Raw genomic sequence first — 24653 nt, forward strand, 5'->3', positions numbered from 1 at the left:
GCCCCATGCGCGGCCCCCTGCCCGCCGGAGACGCGAAAGGGGCGGCCCGCCGGGCCGCCCCTTCCCCATGTCCCCTCTCGCCGTCGCGGCTCAGTCGAAGCGGTAGAACGCCTCGTAGATCGGGCCGATGGTCTTCTCGTCGAACAGCGAGGACACCGAGGTGCCGTTGCCGACGTTCAGCATCGCCTGCGCGAAGAGCGGCGCGACCGAGACCTGGCGGATGTTCGGCGCGGCCTGCGCCTCCGCGGTCAGCGGGATCGAGTCGGTGATGACCAGCGAGGAGAGCGCCGAGTTGGTCACCCGCTCCACCGCCGGGCCCGACAGCACGCCGTGGCTGATATAGGCGTGCACGGTGTTCGCGCCGTTGTCCTTCAGAAGCTGCGCCGCCTTGCACAGCGTCCCGGCCGTGTCGCACATGTCGTCGACGATGATCACGTCCTTGCCGGTCACGTCGCCGATGATGGTCATCTCGGCCACCTCGCCCGGCTTGATCCGGCGCTTGTCGACGATGGCGAGGCCGAGGTCGAGCCGCTTGGCCAGCTCGCGCGCGCGGGCCACGCCGCCGACATCGGGCGAGACGACCAGCAGGTTCTCGCGGTCCTTGAAGTGGTGGCGGATGTCCAGCGCGAAGACCGGCGCGGCATAGAGGTTGTCGACGGGGATGTCGAAGAAGCCCTGGATCTGCCCGGCATGCAGATCCATCGTCAGCACCCGGTCGATTCCCGCCTGGGTCATCAGGTTGGCGACCAGCTTGGCGCTGATCGGGGTGCGCGCGGCCGTGCGCCGGTCCTGGCGGGCGTAGCCGAAATAGGGAATCACCGCCGTCACCCGGTGCGCCGAGGAGCGCTTGAGCGCGTCGGCGATGATCAGCAGCTCCATCAGGTTGTCGTTCGCGGGGTTGCAGGTCGACTGGATGATGAACACATCCTCGCCGCGCACGTTGTCGAAGATCTCGACGAAGATCTCGGTGTCGTTGAAGCGCTCGACGCGGGCGTCGGCCAGCTTCTGTTCGGCGCCGCGATAGACGCTCATGCGCCGGGCGATCGCCTCGGCCAGCTTCAGGTTCGAATTGCCAGCGATCAGCTTCATGGTGGTGTCGGTCTTCATAGGGCCACGGTCCTGCATCATGGGCCGGGAACGCGGCCCCGCCAGGCCGAGCGCCGTTCCCCGCGCGCCGCCCCGCCCGGCCGCGCGGCGCGCCCGCGCGGCCGCCGGACGGCCAAGCGCGCCGGACCCCTCCGGCGCGCAAGCCCCCGCTAACACGGACATGAAGGGTTGCAAAGGCGACCGGGGGCTGCATGTTGCGCCGAACGTCGCGCGCGTCCCCCCGGCGCCACACACCGCCGCGCGCCCCACCGTGACGGGGCCGCGGCCCGGTCCGGGGACCCGCCGCGCGGCCGCCGCCCCCGCGCCCGTCGGCGCGCCGTGCTTCCGGGGCGATGGGAGAGTCTGAGCATGCCGGTCGTCGACTACTACTTCTCGGTCCTGTCGCCCTACGCGTATCTCGCGGGCGACCGGCTGGAGCGCATCGCCGAGGCCAACGGCGCGCTGGTGCGCTACAAGCCCGTCGACATCCACAAGGTGTTCGAGGTGACGGGCGGCATCCCCGTGCATCGCCGCCATGTCAGCCGCCAGGAATACCGGTTCCAGGACCTCGCCCGCCGCGCCCGCCGCGCCGGCCTGCCGATGCACCTGTCGCCGAAATTCTGGCCCGGCAACCCGACCCTGGCCAATTGCGCCCTGATCGCGGCGCAGGAGGCGCGGTCCGAGGGCCAGGCCCCGGACGGCGACGTGGGCGCCGCCGCGCGCGCGCTGATGCGCGCCCTCTGGGCCGAGCAGAAGGACCTCGCCGATCCCGGCGTCGTCGCCGAGGCGCTGGCCGAGGGCGGCTTCAGCACCGCCGTGTTTTCGGGCGGCGCCGCCGCGGGCGAGACCTATGTGCGCAACACCGAGGAGGCCGTGCGTCGCGGCGTCTTCGGCGCGCCGTTCTACATCCTCGGGGAGGAGCGGTTCTGGGGACAGGACCGGCTCGAGGACCTCGAGATCGCGCTGAGGGGAGGAAGCGCCAATGCATGAGATCCAGGTGAATGGCCGCAATGTCGGCTTCATCGAGGCCGGGGCGGGCGCCGAGGGGGCGCCGGTCCTCTTCGCCCATTGCAGCCTCGCGCGCGCCGCGGTGTGGAAGCCGATGATGGAGGCGCTGGCGCCCGAGCGCCCGTCGATCGCGTTCGATCTGCCCGCGCACGGCCCGACCGAGGGCCCGGCGGAGGGCGTCTCGCTCCAGCGCCACGCGGTCGCCATCGCCGAGACCCTGGCCGAGCGCGCGGGCCGCAAGGTGCATCTCGTGGGCCTGTCGCTCGGCGCAGCGGTTCTGGGCCGGGTGGCGGCGGAACGGCCGGACCTCGTGGTCTCGGCCGCGCTGGCCGAGCCGATCTGGTTCCACCTGCTGCGCCCCGCGGGCCGCATCGCCGAGGCCGAGGAGGAGGAGCGGTCCATCGCCGAGGTCGGCGCCCTGCGCGAAGCCGAGGGCCCCGAGGCCGAGGTCCGCGCCTTCATGGAACGCTGGGGCGTGCCGGGCATGTTCGACAAGCTGCGCCCCGAGGCCCGCGCCGGGGCCTGCGCCACCTTCGCCAGGCTCTCGGCCGATTTCGGCTGGGTGGCGGGCTGGCCCGAGGGGCAGATCGGGCTCGATCACCTCGCCGCCATGCAGGTCCCGACGCTGGTGTTCGCCGGCGAGACCAGCCCCCGCCCCGCCGCCGCGGCGGCCGAGGTGGTGGCCGGGACCGCGCCGAACGCCCGCCTGCACCGCATCGCCGGGGCCGGGCATCTCGGCCCGATCACCCACTGGCAGGACGTGCTGGCCGAGCTGCGCGGCTTCTGGGCCGAGGTGGAGCAGCCCGAGCCGGTCGGCGCGTAAGGCCGCCGGGTCCGCGCCGCGCGCCTCCCCCTGAATTGCGGCGCCGCGCGCCGGGGGCGCGCGCGGGACGCCGAGCGGGGGCCTTGCGCCCCCCCGAGGCGGCCCGCCCCCTGCCCTGCGCGCGATGAACGAAAAAGGCCGCCCACGGGGGCGGCCTTTTCCATCTTCGATCGGGCGCGCGCCTTGCACATCGCCTTGCATGATGCGCCGCCGCGCTGTCGGATGGGTCCCACACCCCGGGCGGCGGCCTCCGCCTCACTGGCCGTCCCCGGGCCCATTGGCAGGAGGCCCCCGGTTTGCAGACCCCCCTGTTGCAGGACCATGTCGAAGAGGTCTCCGGCGAGGTGCTCGCCGTCCAGGTCTATCCGTTCGAAATAGAAATCATCTACTTCCACGCCGCGGCCCGGGCCGAAGCCGGTCTGCGGGCGAAGCACGGGCTGGTCTGGGCCGACGGCCCGCGGAACTGGACGCAGCTGACGCTTGCCGAAATCCAGTCCGACGTGATCGGGCGGACGCTGTCCGGGTTCTCCCTCGCCTCCGGCCGCGCCAGCGTCCTGGTCGGAGACCGGCGCGCCGAGATCATCCAGGAAGGGCCCACGGAGTTCATCGAGCTGTGGTGGACCATCGACGGCGCCCCGCGGCGCGTCTACCTGTAGCCGCCGGCGCGCCGCCCTGCTCAGGCGGCCCGGCTAGGTCGCGCGGTGAGGAGCGTCGCAGGCCGCCGCGTCCCCCTGCGCAGCAAGAACGCGCCCGGGACAGGCGTCCCGCGCGCGTTCGCTTTCCAATGCCCCTGGGGGCGGTGAAGAGAGGCGGCGCAGCAGGCGCCGGGGCGTTGGCGCACGCGCATGCGTCCCCCCCCGGCGCGCGCCCTCAGACCCCGAGCCAGCGCACATGCGCCTCCTCGTCGGCCTTCAGCGCCGCCGCGTCCCCGCGCCAGACGATCCGGCCGCGGGACATCAGCGACACGTCGTCGGCCAGCCCCAGCGCGAAGTTCAGGTTCTGCTCGACCAGCAGCAGGGTCAGCCCGCTCGCCTTCAGCTCCTTCAGCTTGGCGAAGATCTGCTGGATGATGATCGGCGCCAGACCCTCGGTCGGCTCGTCCAGCACCAGGATCTTCGGGTCCTGCATCAACGCCCGGCCGATCGCCAGCATCTGCTGCTCGCCGCCCGACAACTCGTGCCCGCCATTGGTCATCCGGTTCGCGAGGTTGGGGAAGAACTCCGCCACCCGCTCCAGCGTCCAGGCCGGGTTCGCGCCCGCCAGCCGCCCGGCAAGCTCCAGGTTCTCGCGCACCGAGAGGGCGCCGAACACGTCCCGCGTCTCCGGCACGAAGGCCACGCCCTTGCGGGCCACGACATGGGGCGGCAGGCCGGTCACGTCCTGCCCGAGGAACGTCACCGCGCCCGAGACCGCCTTCAGGTGGCCCACCGCGGTCTTCAGCGTGGTCGACTTGCCCACCCCGTTGCGGCCCAGCAGCGCGTGGACCGAGCCCTCGCGCACCGCGAGGTCGAGGCCATGCAGCACGCGCGTCTCGCCATAGCCGCTCTCTACGCCCGTCAGCTCAAGCATCTTCCTGCCAGTCCCCCAGGTAAATCTCGCGCACCACGGGGTTGCCGCGGGTCTCGTCCGGCGTGCCCTCGAACACCACCTCGCCGAAATTCAGCACGGTGATGCGGTCGGCGACGTCGAAGGCCAGGTCCATGTCATGCTCGATGATCAGCACCGTCAGCTCCTTCGGCAGCGCGTGCAGCAGCCGGTGGAAGCCGTCGATCATCGACGGGCCGACGCCCGAGGTCGGCTCGTCCATCAGCAGCACCCGCGGGCGCTGGGCCAGCGCGATGCCGACCTCGAGCTGCCGGCGCATCCCGTAGGAGGCCGAGCTGACCGGCAGGTCCAGGTGATCGGCCAGCGACACCTGCGCCGCCGCTTCCTCGACCGCCTCCTTCACGCCCTTGTCGCGGAAGGTGTCGCGCACCATCCAGTGCGCCTTGCGCTGCGCCGCCCCGGCCGCGAGGGCCAGGTTCTCGCGCACCGTCAGCTCGTCGAACAGGTTGTTCTTCTGGTAGCTGCGCGCCATCCCCGCCTTCGCCCGCTTGGCCGCGGACAGCCCGGCGATGGAGCGGCCCTCGAGCAGGATGTCCCCCGAGGACGCATCCAGCGTGCCCGCCAGCAGGTTGAACAGCGTGGTCTTGCCCGCCCCGTTGGGGCCCAGGATCACCCGCCGCTCGCCGGGGGCGAGCTGGAAGGACACGTTCTGCGTGACCTTGATGCCCCCGAAATTCTTGCACAGGTCGCGGACCTCAAGCATCGGCCGCCTCCTCGGTCCGGGCCGGCGCCGGGCGGCGGGTCAGGAGCCGCTCGGCGGTCCCGAACATGCCCTTGCCCCCGGCCAGCACCGTGACGATCAGCAGCGCGCCGATCACGATGTGCCAATGCGCGGTGTAGGCGGACACTTCGTGCTTCAGCAGCACGAAGGCCACCGCCCCGATCAGCGGACCCACCAGCGTGCCGAGCCCGCCGAGGATCACCACGATCAGCACCTCGCCCGACACGGTCCACATCAGGAGTTCCGGCGAGATGTACATCACATGCTGCGCCGCCAGCACCCCGGCGACGCCGGTCAGCAGCGCCGAGAAGCCCATCGCCCGCGCCTTGTGCAGCTGGGTGTCGACGCCGAGCGCCTTCATCCGGTCCTCGTTGCCGTGGATCCCCTCCAGCGTGCGCCCGAAGCCCGAGCGCAGCACGTAGGCGGCGGCGATGTAGACGCAAAGGACCAGCAGCAGCGCATAGGCGCTGAAGGTCACGCTGTCGTTCATGTCGATGCCGACGGCCGACAGGTCGAACCGGGTGAAGCCGCCCATCCCGTCATCGCCGCCGAGCCAGCGCGACTTGAAGAACAGCGTGTGCGCCATCTGCCCGAAGGCCAGCGTCGCCATGATGAAGAAGATGCCCGCCGTGCGCCCGGTGACATAGCCCACCAGGGTGCCGAACACCGCCGCCGCCGCGACGCCCATCAGCGCCGAGGGCAGGTTCGGCCAGCCGAACTTGGCGGTCATGATCGCGTAGACATAGGCCGAGACGCCCATGATCGCGCCATGGCACAGGGAGACCATGCCCCCGAAGCCCGCGGCGATGTCGAGCGCGATGACCATGATCCCGAGGATCGCGATCTCGATGACGATCTCGTTCGCGTAATAGCCGCCCATCGCGGCATAGGCCATCAGCCCCGCAAGGGTGAGGATCAGCGCGCCGGAGCGCAGGTGCGTTTGCTTGTACATCGCTCGCTCACCCCCGCGCCGGAAGCAGGCCCTGCGGGCGCGTCACCAGGATCGCGGCCAGCAGGACGTAAGGAAGGACCGAGGCGAAGTCGGGGGCCAGCACCGCGCCGAAGGTCTCGATCCAGCCGACGATGAAGGACCCGACGACGGCGCCCTGCAGGCTGCCGAGGCCGCCGATGACCACCACGATCAGCGTGGGGATCAGGATCTCGACGCCCATGCCGGTGGTGGCGGAGAAGACGGGGGCCGCGGCGACGCCCGCCAGCCCCGCCAGCGCGCAGCCGAGGCAGAACACCAGGAAGAACAGGCGCGGCACGTCGATGCCGAGCGAGGCGGCCATCGCCTCGTTCTCGACGCTCGCGCGGATCATCGCGCCGACCTGGGTGCGGGCGAGGGCGAACCACAGCGCGGTCATGATGATCGCGCCGAGCACGATCAGGAACAGCCGGTAGGCCGGGTAGGTGACCGACAGGATCGGCACCGCGCCGCGCAGCGCCTCGGGCGCGTCGAGGCCGAGCGCCACGTCCCCCCAGCCCATGCGCGCGAGGTCGAGGAACACGAAGATCAGCCCGAAGGTCACCAGCACCTGGTTCATCGGACCCGCCCCGCGCAGCCGGTCGATCAGGGTGAAGTAGAGGAAGGCGCCGATCGCGGTCACGGCCAGCGGGGCCAGCACGAAGGCGCCCCAGAAGCTGCCGGTCGCGGCGGCGGCCGAGATCCCGATATAGGCGCCCATCATGTAGAGCGCGCCATGGGCGAGGTTCACGAAATGCAGCAGTCCGAAGATGATCGTCAGGCCGATCGACAACAGGAACAGCAGCATCGAGTACTGGGTCGCATTGAGGACCTGCAGGATCCAGAATCCTGTATCCATCCGCGGCGCTCCGTCGATGTAGGGGGGAAACGCGCCCCGGCGGCCCGCGCGGCGCGCGGAAGGGGGCGGCGAAAAAGGGAAGGCGAGGGGCCGCCGGGCCGCGCGGCGATGCGCGGCCCGGCGACGGATCGTCAGTTCAGCGTGCAGCCGTTGGCCGCGTCGCGCACCGCCGGCATGGTGCCGACGACCTTCTGGGTCAGCTCGCCGTCGGCGCCCTTGACCGTCTCGTAGATGTAGACGTTCTGGACCACGTTGTTGGTGGCCGGGTCGATCTCCAGCGGGCCGCGCGGGCCGGTGTAGCTGATCTTGGGCAGCGCGCCGGCGATCGCCTCGCGGCCCTTGGCGCCCTGGGCCATCGCCATCAGCAGCACCTTGGCGCTGTCATAGCCGGCCACGGCGTATTCCGAGGGCATGCGGCCGTACTTGGCCTTGAACGCCTCGATGAAGGCCGCGTTGCGCTCGGTGTCCAGCGTCGGGACGTAGTGCAGCGAGGTGGTGACCCCGACCGCCGCGTCGCCCTCGGCCTTCACGTAGAGGGGCGAGGTCAGGAAGCCCGAGCCATAGAGCTTCTGCTCCATGTCGAAGGACCCGTACTGCTTCACGAAGCTGATCGCCTCGCCGCCCGCGTAGAACACGTAGACCGCCTCGGCGCCCGAGGACTTGGCCTTGGTCAGGTAGGGGCCGAAATCCTTGGTCTTGCCGAAGGGCGTGAACTCGCCGCCCACGACCTCGCCGCCCGCAGCCTCGAAGGCGGCCTTGAAGGCGCCGATCTGCTGGTGGCCGGCCGCGTAGTCGGGGGCCAGGGTGTAGACCTTCTTCACGCCGTTCTCGGCCATCCAGGTCCCCATCGGGCGGTTGACCTGGGAGTTGGAGAAGGAGACGCGGGTGATGTACTTGGAGCACTGCGCGCCGGTCGCGCCGTCATTGCCGGCGTTGGCGACGATCAGCGGCACCTTCATCCCGTCGACGAAGTTGCGCACGGCGCCGAGCACGCCCGAGGACACGATGCCGACCATCACGTCGACCTTGTCCTGCAGCACCAGCTTGCGCGCCATGGCAAGGCCGACGGGCGGCTTCACCTCGGTGTCGGCCGAGACCACCACCACCTCGTCGCCGCCGCTCTCGGCCAGCGCCAGGTTGAACCCGTCGGTGATCTCGCCGCCCAGCGCGGCATAGGTGCCCGAGTAGGGCAGCAGCAGCCCGACCTTGGTCTTCGCGGCGGCCGGGCCGGCGACGGCGAGGCCGAGCCCGAGGGCGGCGGCCAGCGCCGCGGTCGAAAGTCTGGATTTCATCTGATCCTCCCAATCCTGGCGCAGCGGTCTCCCGGCCGCGTTCGCCTCGATTTCGGTGTATGCAAAAAAGTGCAACAGGTAAAGCCCCCCGTTGCCTGAAGCGCGAAATCATGCACTATAACGCACATGTCGCCAGGGTCTGATCGGGCTCCGCGCTTGGGAGAGGAAGATGCGCCGACCCGCCCGCAACCGGGCGATGAGCGCCGCCCGGGAGGGACGGCGGACGCATCCAAGAGGCATGTGGAATAAGACGGAACGATTCGCGCCGAGGCAAGTGAAAGCCGCGCGGATCCCCGCCAGGGAGGAGAAAAAGTCGTGAACTCAGTTGCGAATAACGAGAATGCGGCCGTTCATTTCGTAGACAGGCACGTGGCGGCGGGCCGGGGGTCCAAAATCGCCTTCCAGGAGGCCGACGGCGCCAGGCGCGCCCTCACCTATGGGCGCCTGGCCGAGGAGACCTCGCGCTTCGCCGGCGCGCTCGAGCGTCACGGCGTGCGGCGCGAGGAGCGGATCGCGATGATCGTGCTCGACCAGGTCGAGTTCCCGGTGGTGTTCTGGGGCGCGATGAAGGCGGGCGCGATCCCGGTGCCGCTGAACACGCTCCTCGCCGCCCCGGTCTACGAGGACATCCTCAATGACAGCCGCGCCTCGATCCTGGTGGTGTCCGAGGCGCTGTGGCCCACGGTCAAGCCGGCGGTGGAGGGCAACCGCTACCTGCGCGCCATCCTGGTGATCGGCGACGCGCCCGAGGGGACCGAGAGCTACCAGCAGTTCTGCGCGGGCGCCGAGCCGATCGAAGCGGTCGAGGCCTGCGGCGACGAGCTGGCGTTCTGGCTCTATTCCTCGGGGTCGACCGGCGCGCCCAAGGGCGTGCGGCACGTCCATTCCTCGCTCGCCGCCACGGCCAACACCTTCGGGTCCGACGTCATCAAGCTGACCGAGGACGACGTGGTGCACTCGGCGGCGAAGATGTTCTTCGCCTACGGGCTCGGCAACGCCATGTCCTTCCCGATGCATGTCGGCGCCACCACGGTGATCTATTCGGGCCGCCCCACGCCCGACGCGGTCTCGGCCATCCTGGCCGAGCACAAGCCGACCGTGTTCTGCGGCGTCCCCACCCTCTACGCCGCCATGGTCAACGCGCAGGAGCAGGCCGGGACCGCCCCGGACCACGCGCTGCGCCTGTGCACCTCGGCCGGCGAGGCGCTGCCGCGCGAGATCGGCGAGCGGTGGGAGAAGATCTGGGGCGCGCCCATCGTCGACGGCGTCGGCTCGACCGAGATGCTGCACATCTTCCTGTCCAACCGCCCCGGCGACATCGTCTACGGCACCTCGGGCGTGCCCGTCCCCGGCTATGAAGTGCGGCTGGTGGATGAGCATGACGAGGAGGTCGGCGAGGGCGGCGTGGGCGAGCTGCTGGTGCGCGGGCCCTCTTCCGCAGACGGCTACTGGAACCGGCGGCACAAATCGCAGAGCACCTTCGCCGGGCACTGGACCCGCACCGGCGACAAGTACGAGCGCACGGCGGACGGGCGCTATGTCTACTGCGGGCGCGCCGACGACATGTTCAAGGTCTCGGGCATCTGGGTCTCGCCCTTCGAGGTCGAGCAGGCGCTGATCGACCACCCCGCCGTGCTGGAGGCCGCCGTGGTCGCCCGCCGCGACGCCGAGGGGCTGGAGAAGCCCGCCGCCTATATCGTGCTCAAGGGCGAGAAGCCCGAGGGCCTCGAGGCCGCGCTGAAGGAGCAGGTGAAGTCCGCGGTCGGGATGTGGAAATACCCCCGCTGGATCGAGGTGGTGGACGAGCTGCCCAAGACCGCGACCGGCAAGATCCAGCGCTTCAAGCTGCGCGGCCTCGCCCCCGCCCCCGCGGCGGAGGAGGTCCCGGCGTGAGCGCGCCCGCATCGAGGCCCGCACCGAAGCTGGACTGGCGCGCGGGCGCGGGTCGGCTGGTCGCGGCGGGCAAATCGCTGGAGTGGGCGGGCTTCGGGCCCGCCCCTTCGGCGGAGCTCCCGGCGATCCTGCTGCTGCACGAGGGGCTCGGCTGCCTCGGGCTGTGGCGGGACTTTCCGCGGAAGCTGACCGAGGCCACCGGCCTGCCCGTCTTCGCCTGGTCGCGGGCGGGCTATGGCCGCTCGGACCCCGCCAAGCTGCCGCGGCCGATGGACTACATGACCCGCGAGGCGGTGGAGGTCCTGCCCGACGTGATCGACGCCGTGGGCGCCGAACAGGTGATCCTGTTCGGCCATTCCGACGGGGGCACCATCGCCGCGGAATACGCGGGCCGGGTCGACGACCCGCGCCTGCGCGGCGTGGTGGTGATGGCGCCGCATTTCTTCGCCGAGCCGATGGGGCTCCAGTCGATCAAGGACGCGGCCGAGGCTTTCGCGACCACCGACATGAAGGCGCGCATGGGCAAGCACCATGACGATCCCGAAGCGGCTTTCCGCGGCTGGAACGACGCCTGGCTGAACCCCGACTTCCACCACTGGAACGTGGCCGACGCCATCGACGGCATCCGCGTGCCCGTGCTGGCGATCCAGGGCGAGGGCGACCAGTACGGCACGCGGGCGCAGGTGGACGAGATCGCGAAACGCTCCCCCGCGCCGGTCGAGGTGCTGATGCTCGGGGACTGCAAGCACGCGCCGCAGTTCGAACAGCCCCAGGCGGTGCTGGACGCCGTCGCCGGGTTCGTCGCGCGGCTGGCGCGGGACAAGGCGACATCCGGGGCGGCGCAGGCGGAGGCCCCGTGACCCGCCCAATGACCCCCGGCGCGCGGCGCGGGCCATGAGCGTCCTGCCGCCCCTGCCCCCGGCGCCCCACCTGCCGGGCCGCACCCCCCGCCCGCCCGAGGCGCTGTTCGCGGCGCTGACGGAGGCGGTGCCGGAGGGACCCGGGGCGCTCCTCGCCCCCGCCTTCGCCGCCGGGCGCGAGGCCTTCGCCCGCCGGTATTACTGGGAGGCGCACGAGCTGTGGGAGGCGGTGTGGATGGCCCTGCCCCCGGCCTCGGCCGAGAAGCTGGCGCTGCGCGGGCTGATCGGGCTGGCCAATGCAGGCCTGAAGGGCCGGATGGACCGCGGCGCGGCGGCGGCGCGGATCCTGGCGCGGGCCGAGGCGGAGCTGACCGAGGCCGCTTCGCGCGGGGCGGCCCTGCCGGGGCTGGACGGCGCCGCGCTGGCGGCGATGCGGGCGCAGGCGGCGGACGATTCGTCGAATGATGCACTATAATGCATCATTCGACGCCGACACGGCGCCCAAGGCGCTGCACGCGGTTTAAGTAATTGATTTTGCGTGATTTATACCGTGCAAAATCCTGCACATAGGGTATTTACCCGACGCAACGAACGCACTATTGTGCACATCAACCCGGAGGCCCCCAGGCGGGCCCGGCGCCGCTCCCGGCGCGCCTCCCAGAGCAAGACTACCGAACCCAGGAGGAACGGCCCGTGACCAAGATCATCGACTTCCAGACGGACCCGTCCAAGTACCGCCACTGGCGCATCACCTATGACGGCCCGGTCGCGGAACTGTTCATGGACGTGGATGAGAATGGCGGCCTGTTCGACGGCTACCAGCTGAAGCTCAACTCCTACGACCTCGGCGTGGACATCGAGCTGGCGGACGTCGTCCAGCGGATGCGTTTCGAGCACCCGGAAGTCAAAGTCGTGGTGATGAAATCGGCCAAGGATAAGGTGTTCTGCGCGGGCGCCAACATCCGCATGCTCGGCGGCGCCACCCATGCGCACAAGGTCAACTTCTGCAAGTTCACCAACGAGACGCGCAACACCTTCGAAGCCGCCGAGGCCGACAGCGGGCAGAAATACATCGCCGCGGTCAAGGGCTCCTGCGCCGGCGGCGGGTATGAACTGGCCCTCGCCTGCAACCACATCATGCTGACCGATGACAGCTCCTCGGCCGTCGCCCTGCCCGAGGTGCCGCTGCTGGCGGTGCTGCCGGGCACCGGCGGGCTGACCCGCGTCACCGACAAGCGCAAGGTGCGCCGCGACCGCGCCGACATCTTCTGCTCGATCGAGGAAGGCGTGCGCGGCAAGCGGGCCAAGGACTGGCGCCTGGTGGACGAGGTGATCCCGAACTCGAAGTTCGACGCCGCGGTGGCCGAGCGGGCGCAGGAATTCGCCGCCGCGTCCTCCAAGGCGGACGCGACGGGCATCACCCTCGGCCCCATCGACCGGACCTTCTCGGACGACGGCGTCACCTATTCGCTGGTCGAGGTCGAGATCGACCGCAAGGGCCGCAAGGCGACCATCACGCTCAAGGGCCCGGACGCCGACGCCCCGGCCGACATCGCCGCGCTCCACGCGCTGGGCGACAAGTCCTACCTGCTGCGCCTCGGGCGCGAGCTGGACGACGCCATCCTGCACCTGCGCAACAACGAGAAGGAGATCGGCCTCCTCGTGTTCAAATCCGCGGGCGACCCGGAGGCGGTGCTGGCCGAGGAGGCGCTGCTGCTCGCCAACGATGGCGACTGGCTGGCCAACGAGATCCTGCAGTACTGGAAGCGCATCCTGAAGCGGGTCGACATGACCTCCCGCTCCATGGTCGCGCTGGTCGAGCACGGCTCCTGCTTCGCCGGGGTCCTGGCCGAGCTCCTCTGGGCCGTCGACCGCGGCTACATGATGGAAGACGAGTTCGAGGGCGACAACCGCCCCCTCGCCACCATCACGCTGTCCGAGGGCAATTTCGGCCGCTACCCGATGGGCAATGACCTCACGCGCCTTCAGACCCGCTTCCTGGGCGAGCCCGAGGCCGTCGAGGCGCTCGAGGCCCGCAAGGGCGAGGCGATGGAGGCCGAGGCCGCCGACGAGGCCGGGCTGATCACCGAGATGTTCGACGACATCGACTGGGAGGACGAGATCCGCATCTTCATGGAAGAGCGCGCCTCCTTCTCCCCCGACGCGATGACCGGCATGGAAGCCAACCTGCGCTTCGCGGGCCCCGAGACGATGGAGACCCGGATCTTCGGCCGCCTCACCGCCTGGCAGAACTGGATCTTCCAGCGGCCCAACGCGGTCGGCGCCGACGGCGCCCTGCAGCGCTACGGCACCGGCGTGCGCGGCGACTACAACATGGAACGCGTCTGACGCGTCCCCAAACCAAAACCCGCCGCGCGCATCCCCGCGCGGCGGAACACGATACGGGAGAGACTTGATGCTGGACCTGATCAACGTCAGCTACGACACCCAGATCCCCAACAACGTGGGGCTCAGCTCGGACAAGCGCGTCCTCAAGGCGCTCGAGAAATGGCACCCCGGCTACATCAACTGGTGGTCGGACCTGATCCCCGACAACTTCCAGCAGTCGCTGGTCTACCTGCGCACCGCGGTGTCCGTGGACCCCAAGGGCTGGGCCAAGTTCGACTACGTGAAGATGCCCGAATACCGCTGGGGCGTGCTGCTGGCCCCGCAGGCCGAGGGGCGCACCATCCCCTGCGGCGAGCATGCCGGCCAGCCCGCCTGGCAGGAGGTGCCGGGCGAGTACCGCAACATGCTCAAGCGCCTGATCGTCATCCAGGGCGACACCGAGCCGGCCTCGGTCGAACAGCAGCGTTTCCTCGGGCTGACCGCGCCGTCGCTCTATGACATGCGCAACCTGTTCCAGGTGAACGTGGAAGAGGGCCGGCACCTCTGGGCCATGGTCTACCTGCTGCACAAGTATTTCGGGAAGGACGGCCGCGAAGAGGCCGATGATCTTCTCCGCCGCTCCTCCGGCTCGGAAGAAGCCCCGCGCATGCTGGGCGCCTTCAACGAGGAGACGCCGGACTGGCTCTCGTTCTTCATGTTCACCTACTTCACCGATCGCGACGGCAAGATGCAGCTGGAATCGCTGGCCCAGTCGGGCTTCGATCCGCTCTCGCGCACCTGCCGCTTCATGCTGACCGAGGAAGCGCACCACATGTTCGTGGGCGAGACCGGCGTCGGGCGCACGATCGAAAAGACCTGCCAGGTGATGAACGAGCACGGGATCACCGACCCGTATGACGTGGACAAGATCCGCTCCTACGACGTGATCGACCTGCCGACGATCCAGAAGAAGCTGAACCTGCACTACACGCTGTCGCTCGATCTCTTCGGCCAGGAAGTGTCGACCAACGCGGCCAACGCCTTCAACTCCGGCATCAAGGGCCGGTACATGGAGCACCGCATCAAGGACGACCACAAGCTGCAGAACGACACCTACTCGGTCTGCACCGTGGAGGACGGCCAGGTCGTGACCCGCGACGTGCCCGCGCTGACGGCGATCAACATGCGCCTGCGCGACGACTACACCCGCGATGCCGCGGGCGGCGTCGGGCGCTGGAACAAGATCATCCAGAAGGCGGGGATCGAGTTCGAGCTGAAGCTGCCGCACGAGAGCTTCAACCGCCAGATCGGCGTCTTCGCGGGCCACAACTTCGACCCCGACGGCAAGCTGGTCTCGGGCGCCGAGTATGACGCGGGCCTGCCCAAGTGGCTGCCGACCCATGCCGACGGCGATTACATCGCGTCCCTGATGAAGCCGCAGTTCGAGCCCGGGAAATACGCCTCCTGGATCGCCCCGCCGAAGGTCGGGATCGACAACAAGCCGGGCGACTTCGAGTATGTGAAGCTGCACATGGCCTGAGGGCCGGATGCATGACCGCCGCGGGCGGGGGCGATCCCCCGGCCGCGGCGCCGACCCCGGGAGACGCGCGGCGGGAGACGCGCGCACGCCCCGGCGCCGCGCTGCGCGGCAGCACCAAGCGGGAGGACGACGACATGCAGATCGACCGCCACGTGGGCCACGCGCCCCGCTCAGAGGCCGCCGGGCGGATGCTCGCCGCGCTCGACACCCCCTGCCTCGGCTGCAAGGACTGCCAGGGCTTCTGCGCCGCGCTGATGCAGATGCTGTCCCTGCCCGACGCCGTGCTGAACCGCCCCGGCAAGGGCTGAGCCGCGCCCCCCGGCGCAGGCCCCTTCGGCCCGCCCCGTCCCACCGAACACGCCGAGCGCGCCGCGGCGCCCGCGCCCCGTCCGCGCCGGGCGCCGTCCGCGCCTCCGGCCCGACAGGAGCCGCGCGCCGCCCCGCCCACGCGGCGCAGCGCCCCCGAGAGAGACGACATGAACGCCCCGATCAAACAGCACCTCATCGACCCCGAGATCTGCATCCGCTGCTACACCTGCGAGATGACCTGCCCGATCGAGGCGATCACCCACAATGACGACAACGTCGTGGTGGACGCGGAGAAGTGCAATTTCTGCATGGACTGCATCCCCGTCTGCCCCACCGGCTCGATCGACGAATGGCGGGTGGTGGAAACCCCCTACTCGCTCGACGAGCAGTTCGAATGGGACGAGCTGCCCGAACAGCAGGAACTGGCCGGCGGCGGCGAGAGCGGCGGCGTCGAGGCGCTGGACGAGGCGATGGCGAAGCTGCTGGAGGAGGCGCATTCCGGCGTCGGCGGCAAGTCGGTCGCGCCCGCCTCGGCCTCGAAACCCTCGGTGAACCTCTACAATCTCGGCAAGCCCGCCGTGGCGAAGGTGCAGGGCAACTACCGGCTGACCAAGGAGGATTCCGGGTCGGACGTGCGCCACATCATCCTCGATTTCGGCGGCCAGCCCTTCCCCGTGCTCGAGGGCCAGTCCATCGGCATCATCCCGCCGGGGACCGATGAGAACGGCAAGCCGCACCTGCCGCGGCTCTACTCGGTCTCCTCCCCCCGCGACGGGGAGCGGCCGAACTACAACAACGTCTCGCTGACGGTGAAGCGCGAAGACCAGGGGCTGTGCTCCAACTACGTGTGCGACCTCGAGAAAGGCGCCGAGGTGAAGGTGACCGGGCCCTTCGGCGGCACCTTCCTGATGCCGGACGACCCGTCCACGCGCCTGCTGATGGTCTGCACCGGCACCGGCTCGGCCCCGTTCCGCGCCTTCACCATGCGCCGCCAGCGCGTCGCCTCGGGCGCCTCGGGGGACATGATGCTGTTCTTCGGCGCCCGCACCCCCGACGCGCTCCCCTATTTCGGCCCGCTGAACAAGGTGCCCGAAAAGGTGATGAAAAAGCACCTCGTGTTCAGCCGCGTCGAGGGGCAGCCCAAGGAATACGTGCAGGACCGGATGATGGCCGAGGAAGACGCCATCGCCGAGATGCTGCAGGACCCGAAGCTGCACATCTATGTCTGCGGGCTGAAAGGCATGGAGGAGGGGGTCGAGAAAGCCCTTCTCAACATCGCCGAATCCGTGGGCCTGCCCTGGGACGCGACGCGCGAGACGCTGCGCGCCGAGGGCCGCTACCACGTCGAGACCTACTGAGGCGCCCCGGCGCCCCGCCCGATCCCCTGCACCGCAACCGACGGGGGACGGGCGACGCTTCCTGGGAGGGAACAGAATGACCACTTTCGTGCTCGTCCACGGCGCCTGCCATGACGGCGACACCTGGGCCGAAGTCGCGGCCCCCCTGCGCGCCGCGGGCCACCACGTCCACACCCCGACCATGGCGGGCAACCGGCCGGGCGATTCCAAGGGCGTGGGCCTCGACGACGCCATCGCGTCCCTGACCGGCTTCATCAGCGACAACGCGCTGAGCGACATCGTGCTGGTCGGCCATTCCTGGGGCGGCATGGTCATCACCGGCGCCTTCGACCGCCTGCAAGCGGGCACGGTCCGCCGCCTCGTCTACTGGTCGGCCTTCGTGCCGAACGACGGCGAGAGCCTGATCGACATGGTCCCCCCCTTCATGGCCGAGATGTTCGGCGGCCTGCGCGCGGCCAGCGAGGACGGCGGCATCGCCTTCCCCTGGCCGGTGGTGCGCGAGGCGTTCATGAACGACATGGACCTCGAGACCGCCGAGGCGATCTACGCCAAGCTCCAGCCCCATCCCTCGGGGACGATGTTCGACAAGATCAGCCTCACCCGCCCCCCGGCGGCCTTCGAGTGCGGCAAGTCCTACATCCACTGCCTCGACGACATGGCCCAGCCCGGCTCCATGCCCTGGCACCCGCGCCTGTCGGAAAAGCTCGGCCTCTTCCGCTACGTCTCCATGCCCGGCGGGCACGAGGTGCAGTTCTCCAACCCCGCCCTGCTGGCGCAGAAGATCATCGAGGCGGGCCGGGATTGAGCGTCTACGAACATGAAATCCGCGTGGGCTGGGGCGATTGCGACCCGGCCCGCATCGCCTATACCGGCCGCCTGCCCTGGTTCGCCCTCGAGGCCATCAACGGCTGGTGGGAGGAGAAGCTGGGCGGCGGCTGGTACCAGATGGAGCTCGACCGCAAGATCGGCACGCCCTTCGTGAAGCTCGGCATGGAGTTCTTCTCCCCGGTCACGCCGCGGCACCGGCTGGTCTGTTCGGTCTGGCCGAGCCGCCTCGGAACCACCTCGATCACCTTCCGGGTCGAGGGGCGCCAGGACGGGACGCTCTGCTTCGCGGGGGATTTCACCTCGGTCTTCACCGACGCGGTGAAGTTCGTGAAGGCCCCCCCGCCGGAGGAGATCCGGGCGCTGGTCGAGGCGCATCTGCGCCCCGCCGGGGACTGAGCGCCGTCCACCACGATACCGCCCCGGGACGCCGTCGAACCGCATTGACCCGCGCCCCGGCCCTGCTAGCATTCTGTGCAGGATATTGCACACTCAAGCCGGCCCCTGATCCGGCCCCGCGGAGCGCATGAGCGAGATCACCAACTTCAAGGGAGAGGCCGTGCGCGCGTCGGAAGACGACGCCGACGCGGCGGTCGACACCCTGATCCGCACGGTCGGAGAGCGGGTGCGCAAGGCGCGCGAGCTCAAGGGCCTGCCGCGGCGCGTGGTCTCGGAAATCTCCGGCGTCTCGCCGCGCTATCTCGCGCAGCTCGAGGCCGGCGAGGGCAACATCTCCATCGGCCTGCTGATGCGCGTCGCCATCGCCCTCGACCACCGGATCGAGTGGCTGGTGGGCGAGGAGGACCCCTGGACCTCCGAGGTGCTGCGCGCCGCCGACCTGTTCCGCACCGCCTCCGCCGCCGACCGGGCCCGGGTGCTCGACATCCTCGCGCCGCATCCGCCCGAGAGCCTCAAATCCTCCCGCATCTGCCTGATCGGGCTGCGCGGGGCGGGCAAGTCGACCCTCGGCGCCCTGACCGGCGAGTCGCTCGGCATCCCCTTCGTGGAGTTGAACCGCGAGATCGAGGCCCATTCCGGGATGCCGGTGAACGAGGTGCTCGCCCTCTACGGCCAGGAAGGCTATCGCAAGCTCGAAGCCCAGGCGCTGGAGCGGGTGATCGCCACCCATGACGCGATGATCCTCGCCGTTGCAGGCGGCATCGTGGCCGAGCCCGACACCTACAAGACCCTGCTGACCCATTTCCACACCATCTGGCTCAAGGCCCGCCCCGAAGAGCACATGGAGCGGGTGCTGGAGCAGGGCGACACCCGCCCGATGGCGGGCCGCCCCGAGGCGATGGAGCAGCTCAAATCCATCCTGCGCTCGCGCGAGGCGCTCTATGAACGCGCCGACGCGCGGTTCGAGACATCGGGCATGTCCCGCGACCAGGCCCGCGACGCGCTCGTCGCCCTGATCCACGAGCGCGGCTTCCTGGGCCGCGGCTGATCCCGCCCCGAAGGCCCCCGCGCCGAAACCCGCCAGCCAGGTGCACTATATCGCGCACCCAGCCAGACCTTACGCAAACAGAACCGCATGACCTTTCCGGGAGGAACACCATGACCGTCACCCGCCGCAGCGAAGGCATCTATGGCTACGTCGTCATCGAGGCCGCCCCGTCCAACCGTTTCGACGCCGAGATCCGGCAGGGCCTCCTCTCCGCCGCCGAATGGGCCGAGGCCGAGGGGCTGGAGCGGGTGATCGTCTCCGGCGCCCTCGCCGCCGCCCCCGCCGCGCCCGAAGGCGGGCCGTCGCTGCAGGAGGCACTGTCGCGGATCGAGACCAGCGTGGTTCCGTGGATCGCCGTCCTCGAAGGGGATGCGACCGGCGCGGGCGCCGACCTGGTCCTAGCCTGCCAGTACCGCGTGGCCGCCCCCGGCGCGACCATCGCCTTCCCCGAGGCCGCCGCGGGCGCCCTGCCCTGCGGCGGCGCCACCCAGCGGCTGCCGCGGCTCGTCGGTCTCGAGCGCGCGCTGGCCATGATCGCGGGCGGCGAGGCCGTGGGCGCAGCGGACGCCAAGGCGATGGGCCTGGTGGACGAGATCGACGCGGAAGCCCTCTCCTTCGCCGAGATGACCAATGGCGAATGGCTCGGCATGGCCGTCCCGGTGTGGGAGCTGAACACCGGCGACGTGGACGAGGCCGCGTTCGACGCCGCGCGCGCCAAGGCCGCCGGGAACGCCGCCGCGCTCAAGGCCATCGACCTGCTGTCGCTGGCCCGCACCGCGCCCTTCGCCGACGGGCTGGCGGCCGAGGCCGAGGCCGCCGCGGCCCTCTCCGCCGCCCAGGCCGCGGGCGCCTGATGTACGCCGCGCCGCCGCCGGGCTCGGAGAAACCCGCGCCCCCTCCTCCGCCCAGCGCGGAGGAGGGGGCGGCGATGGCGCATCTTGAAGACGCGGAGCGCGGGGCCGTCCAACCCGCCGCGCTCCGCGCCGAACCCGCGCCCCTGGCGCATGTCGCGGTGATCGGCGGCGGGACCATGGGCTCGGGCATCGCCTGGGCGCTGCTGATGGCCGGGACCCGGGTGACCCTTATCGAGGCGGATGCGGACGGGGCCGTGCGGGCGGGCGAGATGATCGCCCGCCTCTCGGACCAGGCCCTTGCGCGCGGCAAGATCGACGCGGCGGGGGCGCAGGCGCGGGCCGAGGCGCTGACCACGACGACCGACTATGCCGAGGCCTCCGGGGCGACCCTCGCCATCGAGGCGGCCTATGAGAGCATGGCGGTCAAGCGCGCCGTCTTCGCCGCGCTCGACGCCGCCCTGCCCGCCGAGGCGGTGCTGGCCACCAACACCTCCTATCTCGACATCGACGAGATCGCCGCGGGCACGCGCGATCCCGCCCGGGTCGTGGGCCTCCACTTCTTCTCGCCCGCCCACATCATGAAGCTGCTGGAGATCGTGCGCGGGGCGCAGACCTCGGACCGCGCCCTCGCCACCGGCTTCGCGCTGGCGCGGCTTCTGCGCAAGATCCCGGTGGTGGCCGGCGTCTGCGACGGGTTCATCGGCAACCGCATCCTCGCCCGCCAGCGCGAGGCGGCGGATACGCTGCTCATGGACGGGACCAACCCGTGGGAGCTGGACGAGGCGATGGAGGATTTCGGCTACACCCTCGGCCCCTACGCCCAGCAGGACCTCGCGGGCCTCGACATCGCCCATGCCAACCGCCGCCGCCAGGACGCCACCCGCGACCCGGCCCGGCGCTACATCCCGATCAGCGACCGGATGGTGGCCGAGGGGCGGCTCGGGCGGAAGGTCGGCGTCGGCTGGTACCGCTATCCCGGCGGGCAGCGGGTGATCGACCCGCTGGTCGAGGATCTCGTGCGCGAGGAAGCGCATTTCGAGGGCGTGACCCGCGTGGACTACACCCCGGAGGAGATCCGCCGCCGCCTGCTCCTCGCCATGATCAACGAGGCCGCCGCGATCCTGTCCGAGGGCGTCGCCGCCTCGGCCTCGGATATCGACCTGGTGACGGTGCATGGCTACGGCTTCCCGCGCCGCAAGGGCGGGCTGATGCGTTACGCCGACAGCCTCGGGCCCGCCGCGGTGCTGGCGGGGCTGGAGGCGCTGGCGCAGGAAGACCCCCTGGCCTGGGCCCCCGCGCCGATGATCCGCGACTGCGCGGCGCGTGGAATCGCCTTCGCCGACTGGCGCGCCGCGCCGGGCTGAGGGCGCCCCGCGGGGCGGATCGTCCTTCGAAATCGTCAGACATCCCCCCCGGGCGGGCGGACCGGGCGGCAAGGCGCAAGTCCTTGCCGCCTTTCGTCTTTCCGCCTCCGCAGCAAGAACCACAGAATACAGGTGTTCGACTTTTGTATGATGGCGAAATAATGCAACGGGCGCACTATGGTTCCTACAAAAACAAAATGTCTGGGAGGATACCATGCAGCCCATCCGTCTCGCGGCCCGCGCCGCGCTGGCGGTCGCCCTCGGCCTGTCGGCCGGGGCGGCGACCGCGCAATCCGCCGCCGACCTTGCGGCCGACGCGACCACCCCCGGCGACATCCTCACCTATTCCGGCAGCCAGGCGCAGACCCGCCACAGCGCGCTCGACCAGATCACCACCGCCAACGCGAAACGCCTCGTGCCGGTGTGGAACTATTCCCTCGCCGACACCCGCGGGCAGGAAAGCTCGCCGCTGCTGATGGACGGGGTGATGTATGTCACCACCCACGCCTCAACCGTCGCCATCGACGCGGCGACCGGCAAGCAGGTGTGGAAGACCAGCGTCGACTACCCGGCCGAGACCCCGCGCGTCGCCTGCTGCGGCATCGTCAACCGCGGCGGCGCGCTGTTCGACGGCAAGCTCTACCGCACCACGCTCGACGCCCATGTCATCGCGCTGGACGCGAAGACGGGCGCCGAGGTCTGGCGCACGAAATCGACCGAGTTCCGCGACGGCTATTCCTTCACCGTCGCGCCGCTGATCGTGGACGGCGTGGTGATCGTCGGCATCTCGGGCGGCGAATACGGCATCCGCGGCTATATCGAAGGGTATGACGCCCAGTCGGGCGAGCGGCTGTGGCGCACCTACACCGTCCCCGCGCCGGGCGAGCCGGGCTCCGAGACCTGGCCCTCGGACAGCGACGCCTGGAAGAACGGCGGCGGCCCCGCCTGGCTGACCGGCACCTACGACCCGGATCTGAACACCGTCTACTGGGGCGTCGGCAACGCGGCCTCCTGGAACGCGGGCCTGCGGCCGGGCGACAACCTCTATACCGGCTCCATGGTCGCCATGGACCCCAAGACCGGCGCCATCAAGTGGCACTACCAGTTCACCCCGAACGACCCGTTCGACTATGACGGCACCAACGAGCTGGTGCTGACCGACGTCACCGTGGACGGCGCGGCCCGCAAGGCCATCGTGCAGGCCAACCGCAACGGCTTCCTCTATGTCATCGACCGCGAGAGCGGGAAGCTGATCGCCGCCAACAAGTTCGTCGACCGGGTGGACTGGGCCGAGGGCATCGACCTCTCGACCGGCAAGCCGAACGAGAACCAGCTGGCGGATGATGCGCGCAATGGCAAGCAGGTGACCTACTGGCCCTCGGCCTTCGGCGGCAAGAACTGGTCGCCCATGGCCGTCACCCCGGGCGGCACCGCCTTCATCAACACCCTCAACATCGGCATGAACTACAAGGCGGTCGAGCCGATGTACCGCAAGGGCGTGTTCTATTTCGGCGCCGAGTTCAGCTGGGCCTGGCCCGAGGGCGACCGCGGCTATCTGCGCGCCGTCGACGTGATGACGGGCGAGGTGAAGTGGCAGGACGGCACGCCGATCCCGCGCATGGGCGGGGTTCTGTCCACCGATGGCGGCGTGGTCTTCACCGGCCGCATGACCGGGGAGTTCGACGCCTACGCCGCCGAGACGGGCGAGCACCTGTGGTCGTTCCAGACCGGATCCGGCATCGTCGGCCAGCCGGTGACCTGGGAGATGGACGGCAAGCAGTACGTCACCGTCGCCAGCGGCGTCGGCGCGGTCTACGCCCTCTTCTCGGGCGACGAGCGGCTGGCGGACGTGCCCGCGGGCGGCTCCGTCTGGACCTTCGCGCTGATGGACGAGTGATGAGGGGCGCGATGATCCGCAGGATGCTGATGGGGCTGGCGCTGCTTGCGGCGCCCGCCCTTCTCTCCGCCCCCGCCGCCGCGGCGGACGAGATCGAGAAGGCCGGCAAGGTCTACAAGCAGTTCTGCTCCCACTGCCACGGGATCGGGATGGTCAACCCGGGCAACTCCTCCTACGACCTGCGCAAGTTCCCGCAGGACGACAAGGAGCGGTTCCTGGCCTCGGTGATGCAGGGCAAGGGCGACATGCCCGCCTGGGGCGACATCCTGCTGCCCGAGGAGCTCGAGCAGCTCTGGCTCTATGTCTCCACCCGCGGCGGCAAGGAGCAGCCGGGCGGCGACGCCAATGGCGGCGAACAGGCGGCGGCCCCGCCGGAAAGCGCGGAGGCGGTCGGGGAGCAATCCTCGGCCGCCCCCGCCCCGGCGGGACCCCTGGAGACGGTGAAGGAAGGCAGGCTCTCGGCCTGCCTTCCGCTTGATGGGGGCGCCCTTTCGGGCCGCCGGGCCGGGGGCGGCGCGGGGCTGGAATGGCGCCTGCTGGCGGCGCTGGCCGATGCGGCGGGCCTCGCGCCCGAGGGCGTCTGGTACGAGAGCGAGCAGGAGGAGGAGAGCGACCCCGCGCACGAGGTCTACGCCATGCTCTCCATGGGCCTGTGCGACCTGGTGATGGGCGAGCCGCTCTATGAAGGGGATTTCGGCCCGCCCCCCGCGCCCTCCGCCGCGCCGCCGCGCTGGGTGGACCGGCCCGACAGCTGGCGGATCGGGACCTTCGTGCCCCTGCGCGCCGTGGCGCTGAGCCGCCCCTACCGGCGGGCGGAGATGGGCTTCGTGATGGCGCCCTCGGCCGAGGGGCGGGACCCGCAGGGGTTCGACGACCTCTCGGGGCTGGTGGTGGGGGTGCAGCAGGGCACGCTCGGCGGCGCCCTCCTCGGCCTGCACCTGCCGGGGCCGGAGAAGCGCGCCAGCGTGATGGCGCCCCCGGGCGGGCGGTTCCTGTGGCGGCTGGAGACGGGCGAGTTCGACGCCGCGCTGGTGGACGTGGACGCCTGGGACCATCACCGGATGCAGAACCGGGTGACGAAGCTGCGGCTCGGCTCCTGGCGCCATGCCATCGGGTTCAATATCGGCGTCGCGCATCTTGAAGAAAACACCGCCCTCGGGGCCTTCGTGGACGCGCGGGTCGGCGCGCTGCTCGCCTCGGGCGAGATCGCGCGGATGGCGGCGGAGGAGGGCGCGACCTGGGCCCCGCCGCGAGAGCCCCTCGTCACTCCGCGCCTGACGGCGGCCTCCCTGCGCAAGGCGTTCTGAGCCGGGCGCCGCTTGCGTGGGGCGGCGCTCCGCCAGCCGCGCGCGCCCGGCGGGGGAAAACGCGCGACAGCGCGGGGCGGGCGGGCCGATGCGGGCCGAAGGACCGCGAGGTCCGCCGGCCGCGCGCCGATGCCCACAACGCACAACGCCGGATCCGCGCACACCCCCAGTGTGCGGGAGGAGGGGGTGTGGGGGAGGGGGGGGGGGGGGCCCCCCTCCCCCCCCCCCCCCCCCACCCCCCCCACCCCCCCCCCCCCCCCCCCCCCCCCCCCCCCCCCCCCCCCCCCGACCCCCCCCCCCCCCCCCCCCC

Annotated in this window: 23 protein-coding genes; 17 read left to right on the forward strand and 6 right to left on the reverse strand. The window is 70.7% G+C overall.

The genetic code is table 11. The annotated features are described in order from the left end of the window. Positions 1–90 precede the first annotated feature (90 nt). Positions 91–1107, reverse strand: coding sequence for a ribose-phosphate pyrophosphokinase (locus tag ACQ5SO_RS16795; protein ID WP_430942783.1), 1017 nt, complete (start codon positions 1105–1107; stop codon positions 91–93). A gap of 348 nt (positions 1108–1455) precedes the next feature. On the opposite strand from ACQ5SO_RS16795, the gene ACQ5SO_RS16800 reads away from it, so the two are divergent. From ACQ5SO_RS16800 to ACQ5SO_RS16810, 3 genes are all read left to right on the forward strand, one after another. Further along, complete coding sequence (locus ACQ5SO_RS16800) at positions 1456–2076, forward strand: 2-hydroxychromene-2-carboxylate isomerase (RefSeq protein WP_430942784.1); 621 nt, start codon at positions 1456–1458, stop codon at positions 2074–2076. Then, positions 2069–2917 carry an alpha/beta fold hydrolase gene (locus tag ACQ5SO_RS16805; RefSeq protein ID WP_430942785.1) on the forward strand — a complete coding sequence of 283 codons (849 nt, stop codon included), beginning with the start codon at positions 2069–2071 and terminating at the stop codon, positions 2915–2917. Before ACQ5SO_RS16800 ends, ACQ5SO_RS16805 begins: the two co-directional genes overlap by 8 nt. 296 nt (positions 2918–3213) lie before the next feature. Then, the gene (locus ACQ5SO_RS16810; protein WP_430942786.1) at positions 3214–3573 is read left to right on the forward strand and encodes a hypothetical protein; all 360 of its coding nucleotides are present in this window, start codon (positions 3214–3216) and stop codon (positions 3571–3573) included. Positions 3574–3787: 214 nt separating this feature from the next. Here the strand turns inward: ACQ5SO_RS16810 and ACQ5SO_RS16815 are convergent, their stop codons facing one another. The 5 genes from ACQ5SO_RS16815 to ACQ5SO_RS16835 all read right to left on the reverse strand — a co-directional run bounded on the left by ACQ5SO_RS16815 (position 3788) and on the right by ACQ5SO_RS16835 (position 8361). Beyond that, a complete protein-coding gene (locus ACQ5SO_RS16815; RefSeq protein WP_430942787.1) occupies positions 3788–4486 on the reverse strand; it encodes an ABC transporter ATP-binding protein in 699 nt (232 codons plus the stop codon). Then, on the reverse strand, positions 4479–5225 hold the full coding sequence (locus ACQ5SO_RS16820; protein WP_430942788.1) for an ABC transporter ATP-binding protein: 747 nt from the start codon (positions 5223–5225) through the stop codon (positions 4479–4481). Before ACQ5SO_RS16820 ends, ACQ5SO_RS16815 begins: the two co-directional genes overlap by 8 nt. Further along, the gene (locus ACQ5SO_RS16825; protein WP_430942789.1) at positions 5218–6195 is read right to left on the reverse strand and encodes a branched-chain amino acid ABC transporter permease; all 978 of its coding nucleotides are present in this window, start codon (positions 6193–6195) and stop codon (positions 5218–5220) included. Before ACQ5SO_RS16825 ends, ACQ5SO_RS16820 begins: the two co-directional genes overlap by 8 nt. Positions 6196–6202: 7 nt before the next feature. Next, entirely contained in the window at positions 6203–7069 is an 867-nt protein-coding gene (locus tag ACQ5SO_RS16830) for a branched-chain amino acid ABC transporter permease (protein WP_430942790.1), read from the reverse strand. A 131-nt stretch (positions 7070–7200) separates the two neighbouring features. Further along, entirely contained in the window at positions 7201–8361 is a 1161-nt protein-coding gene (locus ACQ5SO_RS16835; protein ID WP_430942791.1) for an ABC transporter substrate-binding protein, read from the reverse strand. Positions 8362–8676: 315 nt separating this feature from the next. On the opposite strand from ACQ5SO_RS16835, the gene ACQ5SO_RS16840 reads away from it, so the two are divergent. The 14 genes from ACQ5SO_RS16840 (at position 8677) to ACQ5SO_RS16905 (ending at position 24343) form a co-directional block, all read left to right on the forward strand. Then, the gene (locus ACQ5SO_RS16840; protein ID WP_430942792.1) at positions 8677–10254 is read left to right on the forward strand and encodes a benzoate-CoA ligase family protein; all 1578 of its coding nucleotides are present in this window, start codon (positions 8677–8679) and stop codon (positions 10252–10254) included. Beyond that, on the forward strand, positions 10251–11114 hold the full coding sequence (locus ACQ5SO_RS16845) for an alpha/beta fold hydrolase (RefSeq protein WP_430942793.1): 864 nt from the start codon (positions 10251–10253) through the stop codon (positions 11112–11114). Before ACQ5SO_RS16840 ends, ACQ5SO_RS16845 begins: the two co-directional genes overlap by 4 nt. 34 nt (positions 11115–11148) lie before the next feature. Next, positions 11149–11589, forward strand: coding sequence for a DUF309 domain-containing protein (locus ACQ5SO_RS16850; protein ID WP_430942794.1), 441 nt, complete (start codon positions 11149–11151; stop codon positions 11587–11589). A gap of 218 nt (positions 11590–11807) precedes the next feature. After that, positions 11808–13463, forward strand: a complete 1656-nt coding sequence (boxC, locus tag ACQ5SO_RS16855) for a 2,3-epoxybenzoyl-CoA dihydrolase (RefSeq protein ID WP_430942795.1) — start codon at positions 11808–11810, stop codon at positions 13461–13463. A gap of 67 nt (positions 13464–13530) precedes the next feature. After that, positions 13531–14982 (forward strand): benzoyl-CoA 2,3-epoxidase subunit BoxB, encoded by a 1452-nt coding sequence (gene boxB, locus ACQ5SO_RS16860; protein ID WP_430942796.1) that lies wholly within the window; start codon positions 13531–13533, stop codon positions 14980–14982. 11 nt (positions 14983–14993) lie between these two features. After that, positions 14994–15290, forward strand: a complete 297-nt coding sequence (locus tag ACQ5SO_RS16865; protein ID WP_430942797.1) for a hypothetical protein — start codon at positions 14994–14996, stop codon at positions 15288–15290. Between the two features lie 168 nt (positions 15291–15458). Next, positions 15459–16649 carry a benzoyl-CoA 2,3-epoxidase subunit BoxA gene (boxA, locus tag ACQ5SO_RS16870; RefSeq protein ID WP_430942798.1) on the forward strand — a complete coding sequence of 397 codons (1191 nt, stop codon included), beginning with the start codon at positions 15459–15461 and terminating at the stop codon, positions 16647–16649. A gap of 76 nt (positions 16650–16725) precedes the next feature. Continuing rightward, entirely contained in the window at positions 16726–17454 is a 729-nt protein-coding gene (locus ACQ5SO_RS16875) for an alpha/beta fold hydrolase (RefSeq protein ID WP_430942799.1), read from the forward strand. Continuing rightward, positions 17451–17873, forward strand: coding sequence for an acyl-CoA thioesterase (locus ACQ5SO_RS16880; RefSeq protein ID WP_430942800.1), 423 nt, complete (start codon positions 17451–17453; stop codon positions 17871–17873). The genes ACQ5SO_RS16875 and ACQ5SO_RS16880 overlap by 4 nt, the downstream gene beginning before the upstream one ends. Before the next feature lie 127 nt (positions 17874–18000). Further along, positions 18001–18921, forward strand: coding sequence for a helix-turn-helix transcriptional regulator (locus tag ACQ5SO_RS16885; RefSeq protein ID WP_430942801.1), 921 nt, complete (start codon positions 18001–18003; stop codon positions 18919–18921). Between the two features lie 110 nt (positions 18922–19031). Then, on the forward strand, positions 19032–19775 hold the full coding sequence (locus ACQ5SO_RS16890) for an enoyl-CoA hydratase/isomerase family protein (protein WP_430942802.1): 744 nt from the start codon (positions 19032–19034) through the stop codon (positions 19773–19775). A 74-nt stretch (positions 19776–19849) separates the two neighbouring features. Next, the gene (locus ACQ5SO_RS16895) at positions 19850–21139 is read left to right on the forward strand and encodes a 3-hydroxyacyl-CoA dehydrogenase NAD-binding domain-containing protein (RefSeq protein WP_430942803.1); all 1290 of its coding nucleotides are present in this window, start codon (positions 19850–19852) and stop codon (positions 21137–21139) included. Positions 21140–21353: 214 nt separating this feature from the next. Further along, entirely contained in the window at positions 21354–23036 is a 1683-nt protein-coding gene (locus tag ACQ5SO_RS16900; RefSeq protein ID WP_430942804.1) for a PQQ-dependent dehydrogenase, methanol/ethanol family, read from the forward strand. A gap of 11 nt (positions 23037–23047) precedes the next feature. After that, complete coding sequence (locus tag ACQ5SO_RS16905) at positions 23048–24343, forward strand: c-type cytochrome (protein ID WP_430942805.1); 1296 nt, start codon at positions 23048–23050, stop codon at positions 24341–24343. The last annotated feature ends 310 nt before the right edge of the window (positions 24344–24653 follow it).

The sequence above is a fragment of the Rhodovulum sp. DZ06 genome (assembly GCF_050586345.1).
Taxonomy (GTDB): domain Bacteria; phylum Pseudomonadota; class Alphaproteobacteria; order Rhodobacterales; family Rhodobacteraceae; genus JBOCEF01.

Bases quoted from the DNA above. Each gene is read 5' to 3' on its own strand.
- boxA (WP_430942798.1), top strand. From the start codon at position 15,459: ATGAACGCCCCGATCAAACAGCACCTCATCGACCCCGAGATCTGCATC.
- ACQ5SO_RS16850 (WP_430942794.1), top strand. From the start codon at position 11,149: ATGAGCGTCCTGCCGCCCCTGCCCCCGGCGCCCCACCTGCCGGGCCGC.
- ACQ5SO_RS16905 (WP_430942805.1), top strand. From the start codon at position 23,048: ATGATCCGCAGGATGCTGATGGGGCTGGCGCTGCTTGCGGCGCCCGCC.
- boxB (WP_430942796.1), top strand. From the start codon at position 13,531: ATGCTGGACCTGATCAACGTCAGCTACGACACCCAGATCCCCAACAAC.
- ACQ5SO_RS16885 (WP_430942801.1), top strand. From the start codon at position 18,001: ATGAGCGAGATCACCAACTTCAAGGGAGAGGCCGTGCGCGCGTCGGAA.
- ACQ5SO_RS16835 (WP_430942791.1), bottom strand. From the start codon at position 8,361: ATGAAATCCAGACTTTCGACCGCGGCGCTGGCCGCCGCCCTCGGGCTC.
- ACQ5SO_RS16890 (WP_430942802.1), top strand. From the start codon at position 19,032: ATGACCGTCACCCGCCGCAGCGAAGGCATCTATGGCTACGTCGTCATC.
- ACQ5SO_RS16865 (WP_430942797.1), top strand. From the start codon at position 14,994: ATGACCGCCGCGGGCGGGGGCGATCCCCCGGCCGCGGCGCCGACCCCG.
- ACQ5SO_RS16795 (WP_430942783.1), bottom strand. From the start codon at position 1,107: ATGAAGACCGACACCACCATGAAGCTGATCGCTGGCAATTCGAACCTG.
- ACQ5SO_RS16825 (WP_430942789.1), bottom strand. From the start codon at position 6,195: ATGTACAAGCAAACGCACCTGCGCTCCGGCGCGCTGATCCTCACCCTT.
- ACQ5SO_RS16805 (WP_430942785.1), top strand. From the start codon at position 2,069: ATGCATGAGATCCAGGTGAATGGCCGCAATGTCGGCTTCATCGAGGCC.
- ACQ5SO_RS16830 (WP_430942790.1), bottom strand. From the start codon at position 7,069: ATGGATACAGGATTCTGGATCCTGCAGGTCCTCAATGCGACCCAGTAC.
- ACQ5SO_RS16875 (WP_430942799.1), top strand. From the start codon at position 16,726: ATGACCACTTTCGTGCTCGTCCACGGCGCCTGCCATGACGGCGACACC.
- ACQ5SO_RS16900 (WP_430942804.1), top strand. From the start codon at position 21,354: ATGCAGCCCATCCGTCTCGCGGCCCGCGCCGCGCTGGCGGTCGCCCTC.
- ACQ5SO_RS16800 (WP_430942784.1), top strand. From the start codon at position 1,456: ATGCCGGTCGTCGACTACTACTTCTCGGTCCTGTCGCCCTACGCGTAT.
- ACQ5SO_RS16815 (WP_430942787.1), bottom strand. From the start codon at position 4,486: ATGCTTGAGCTGACGGGCGTAGAGAGCGGCTATGGCGAGACGCGCGTG.
- ACQ5SO_RS16820 (WP_430942788.1), bottom strand. From the start codon at position 5,225: ATGCTTGAGGTCCGCGACCTGTGCAAGAATTTCGGGGGCATCAAGGTC.
- ACQ5SO_RS16895 (WP_430942803.1), top strand. From the start codon at position 19,850: ATGGCGCATCTTGAAGACGCGGAGCGCGGGGCCGTCCAACCCGCCGCG.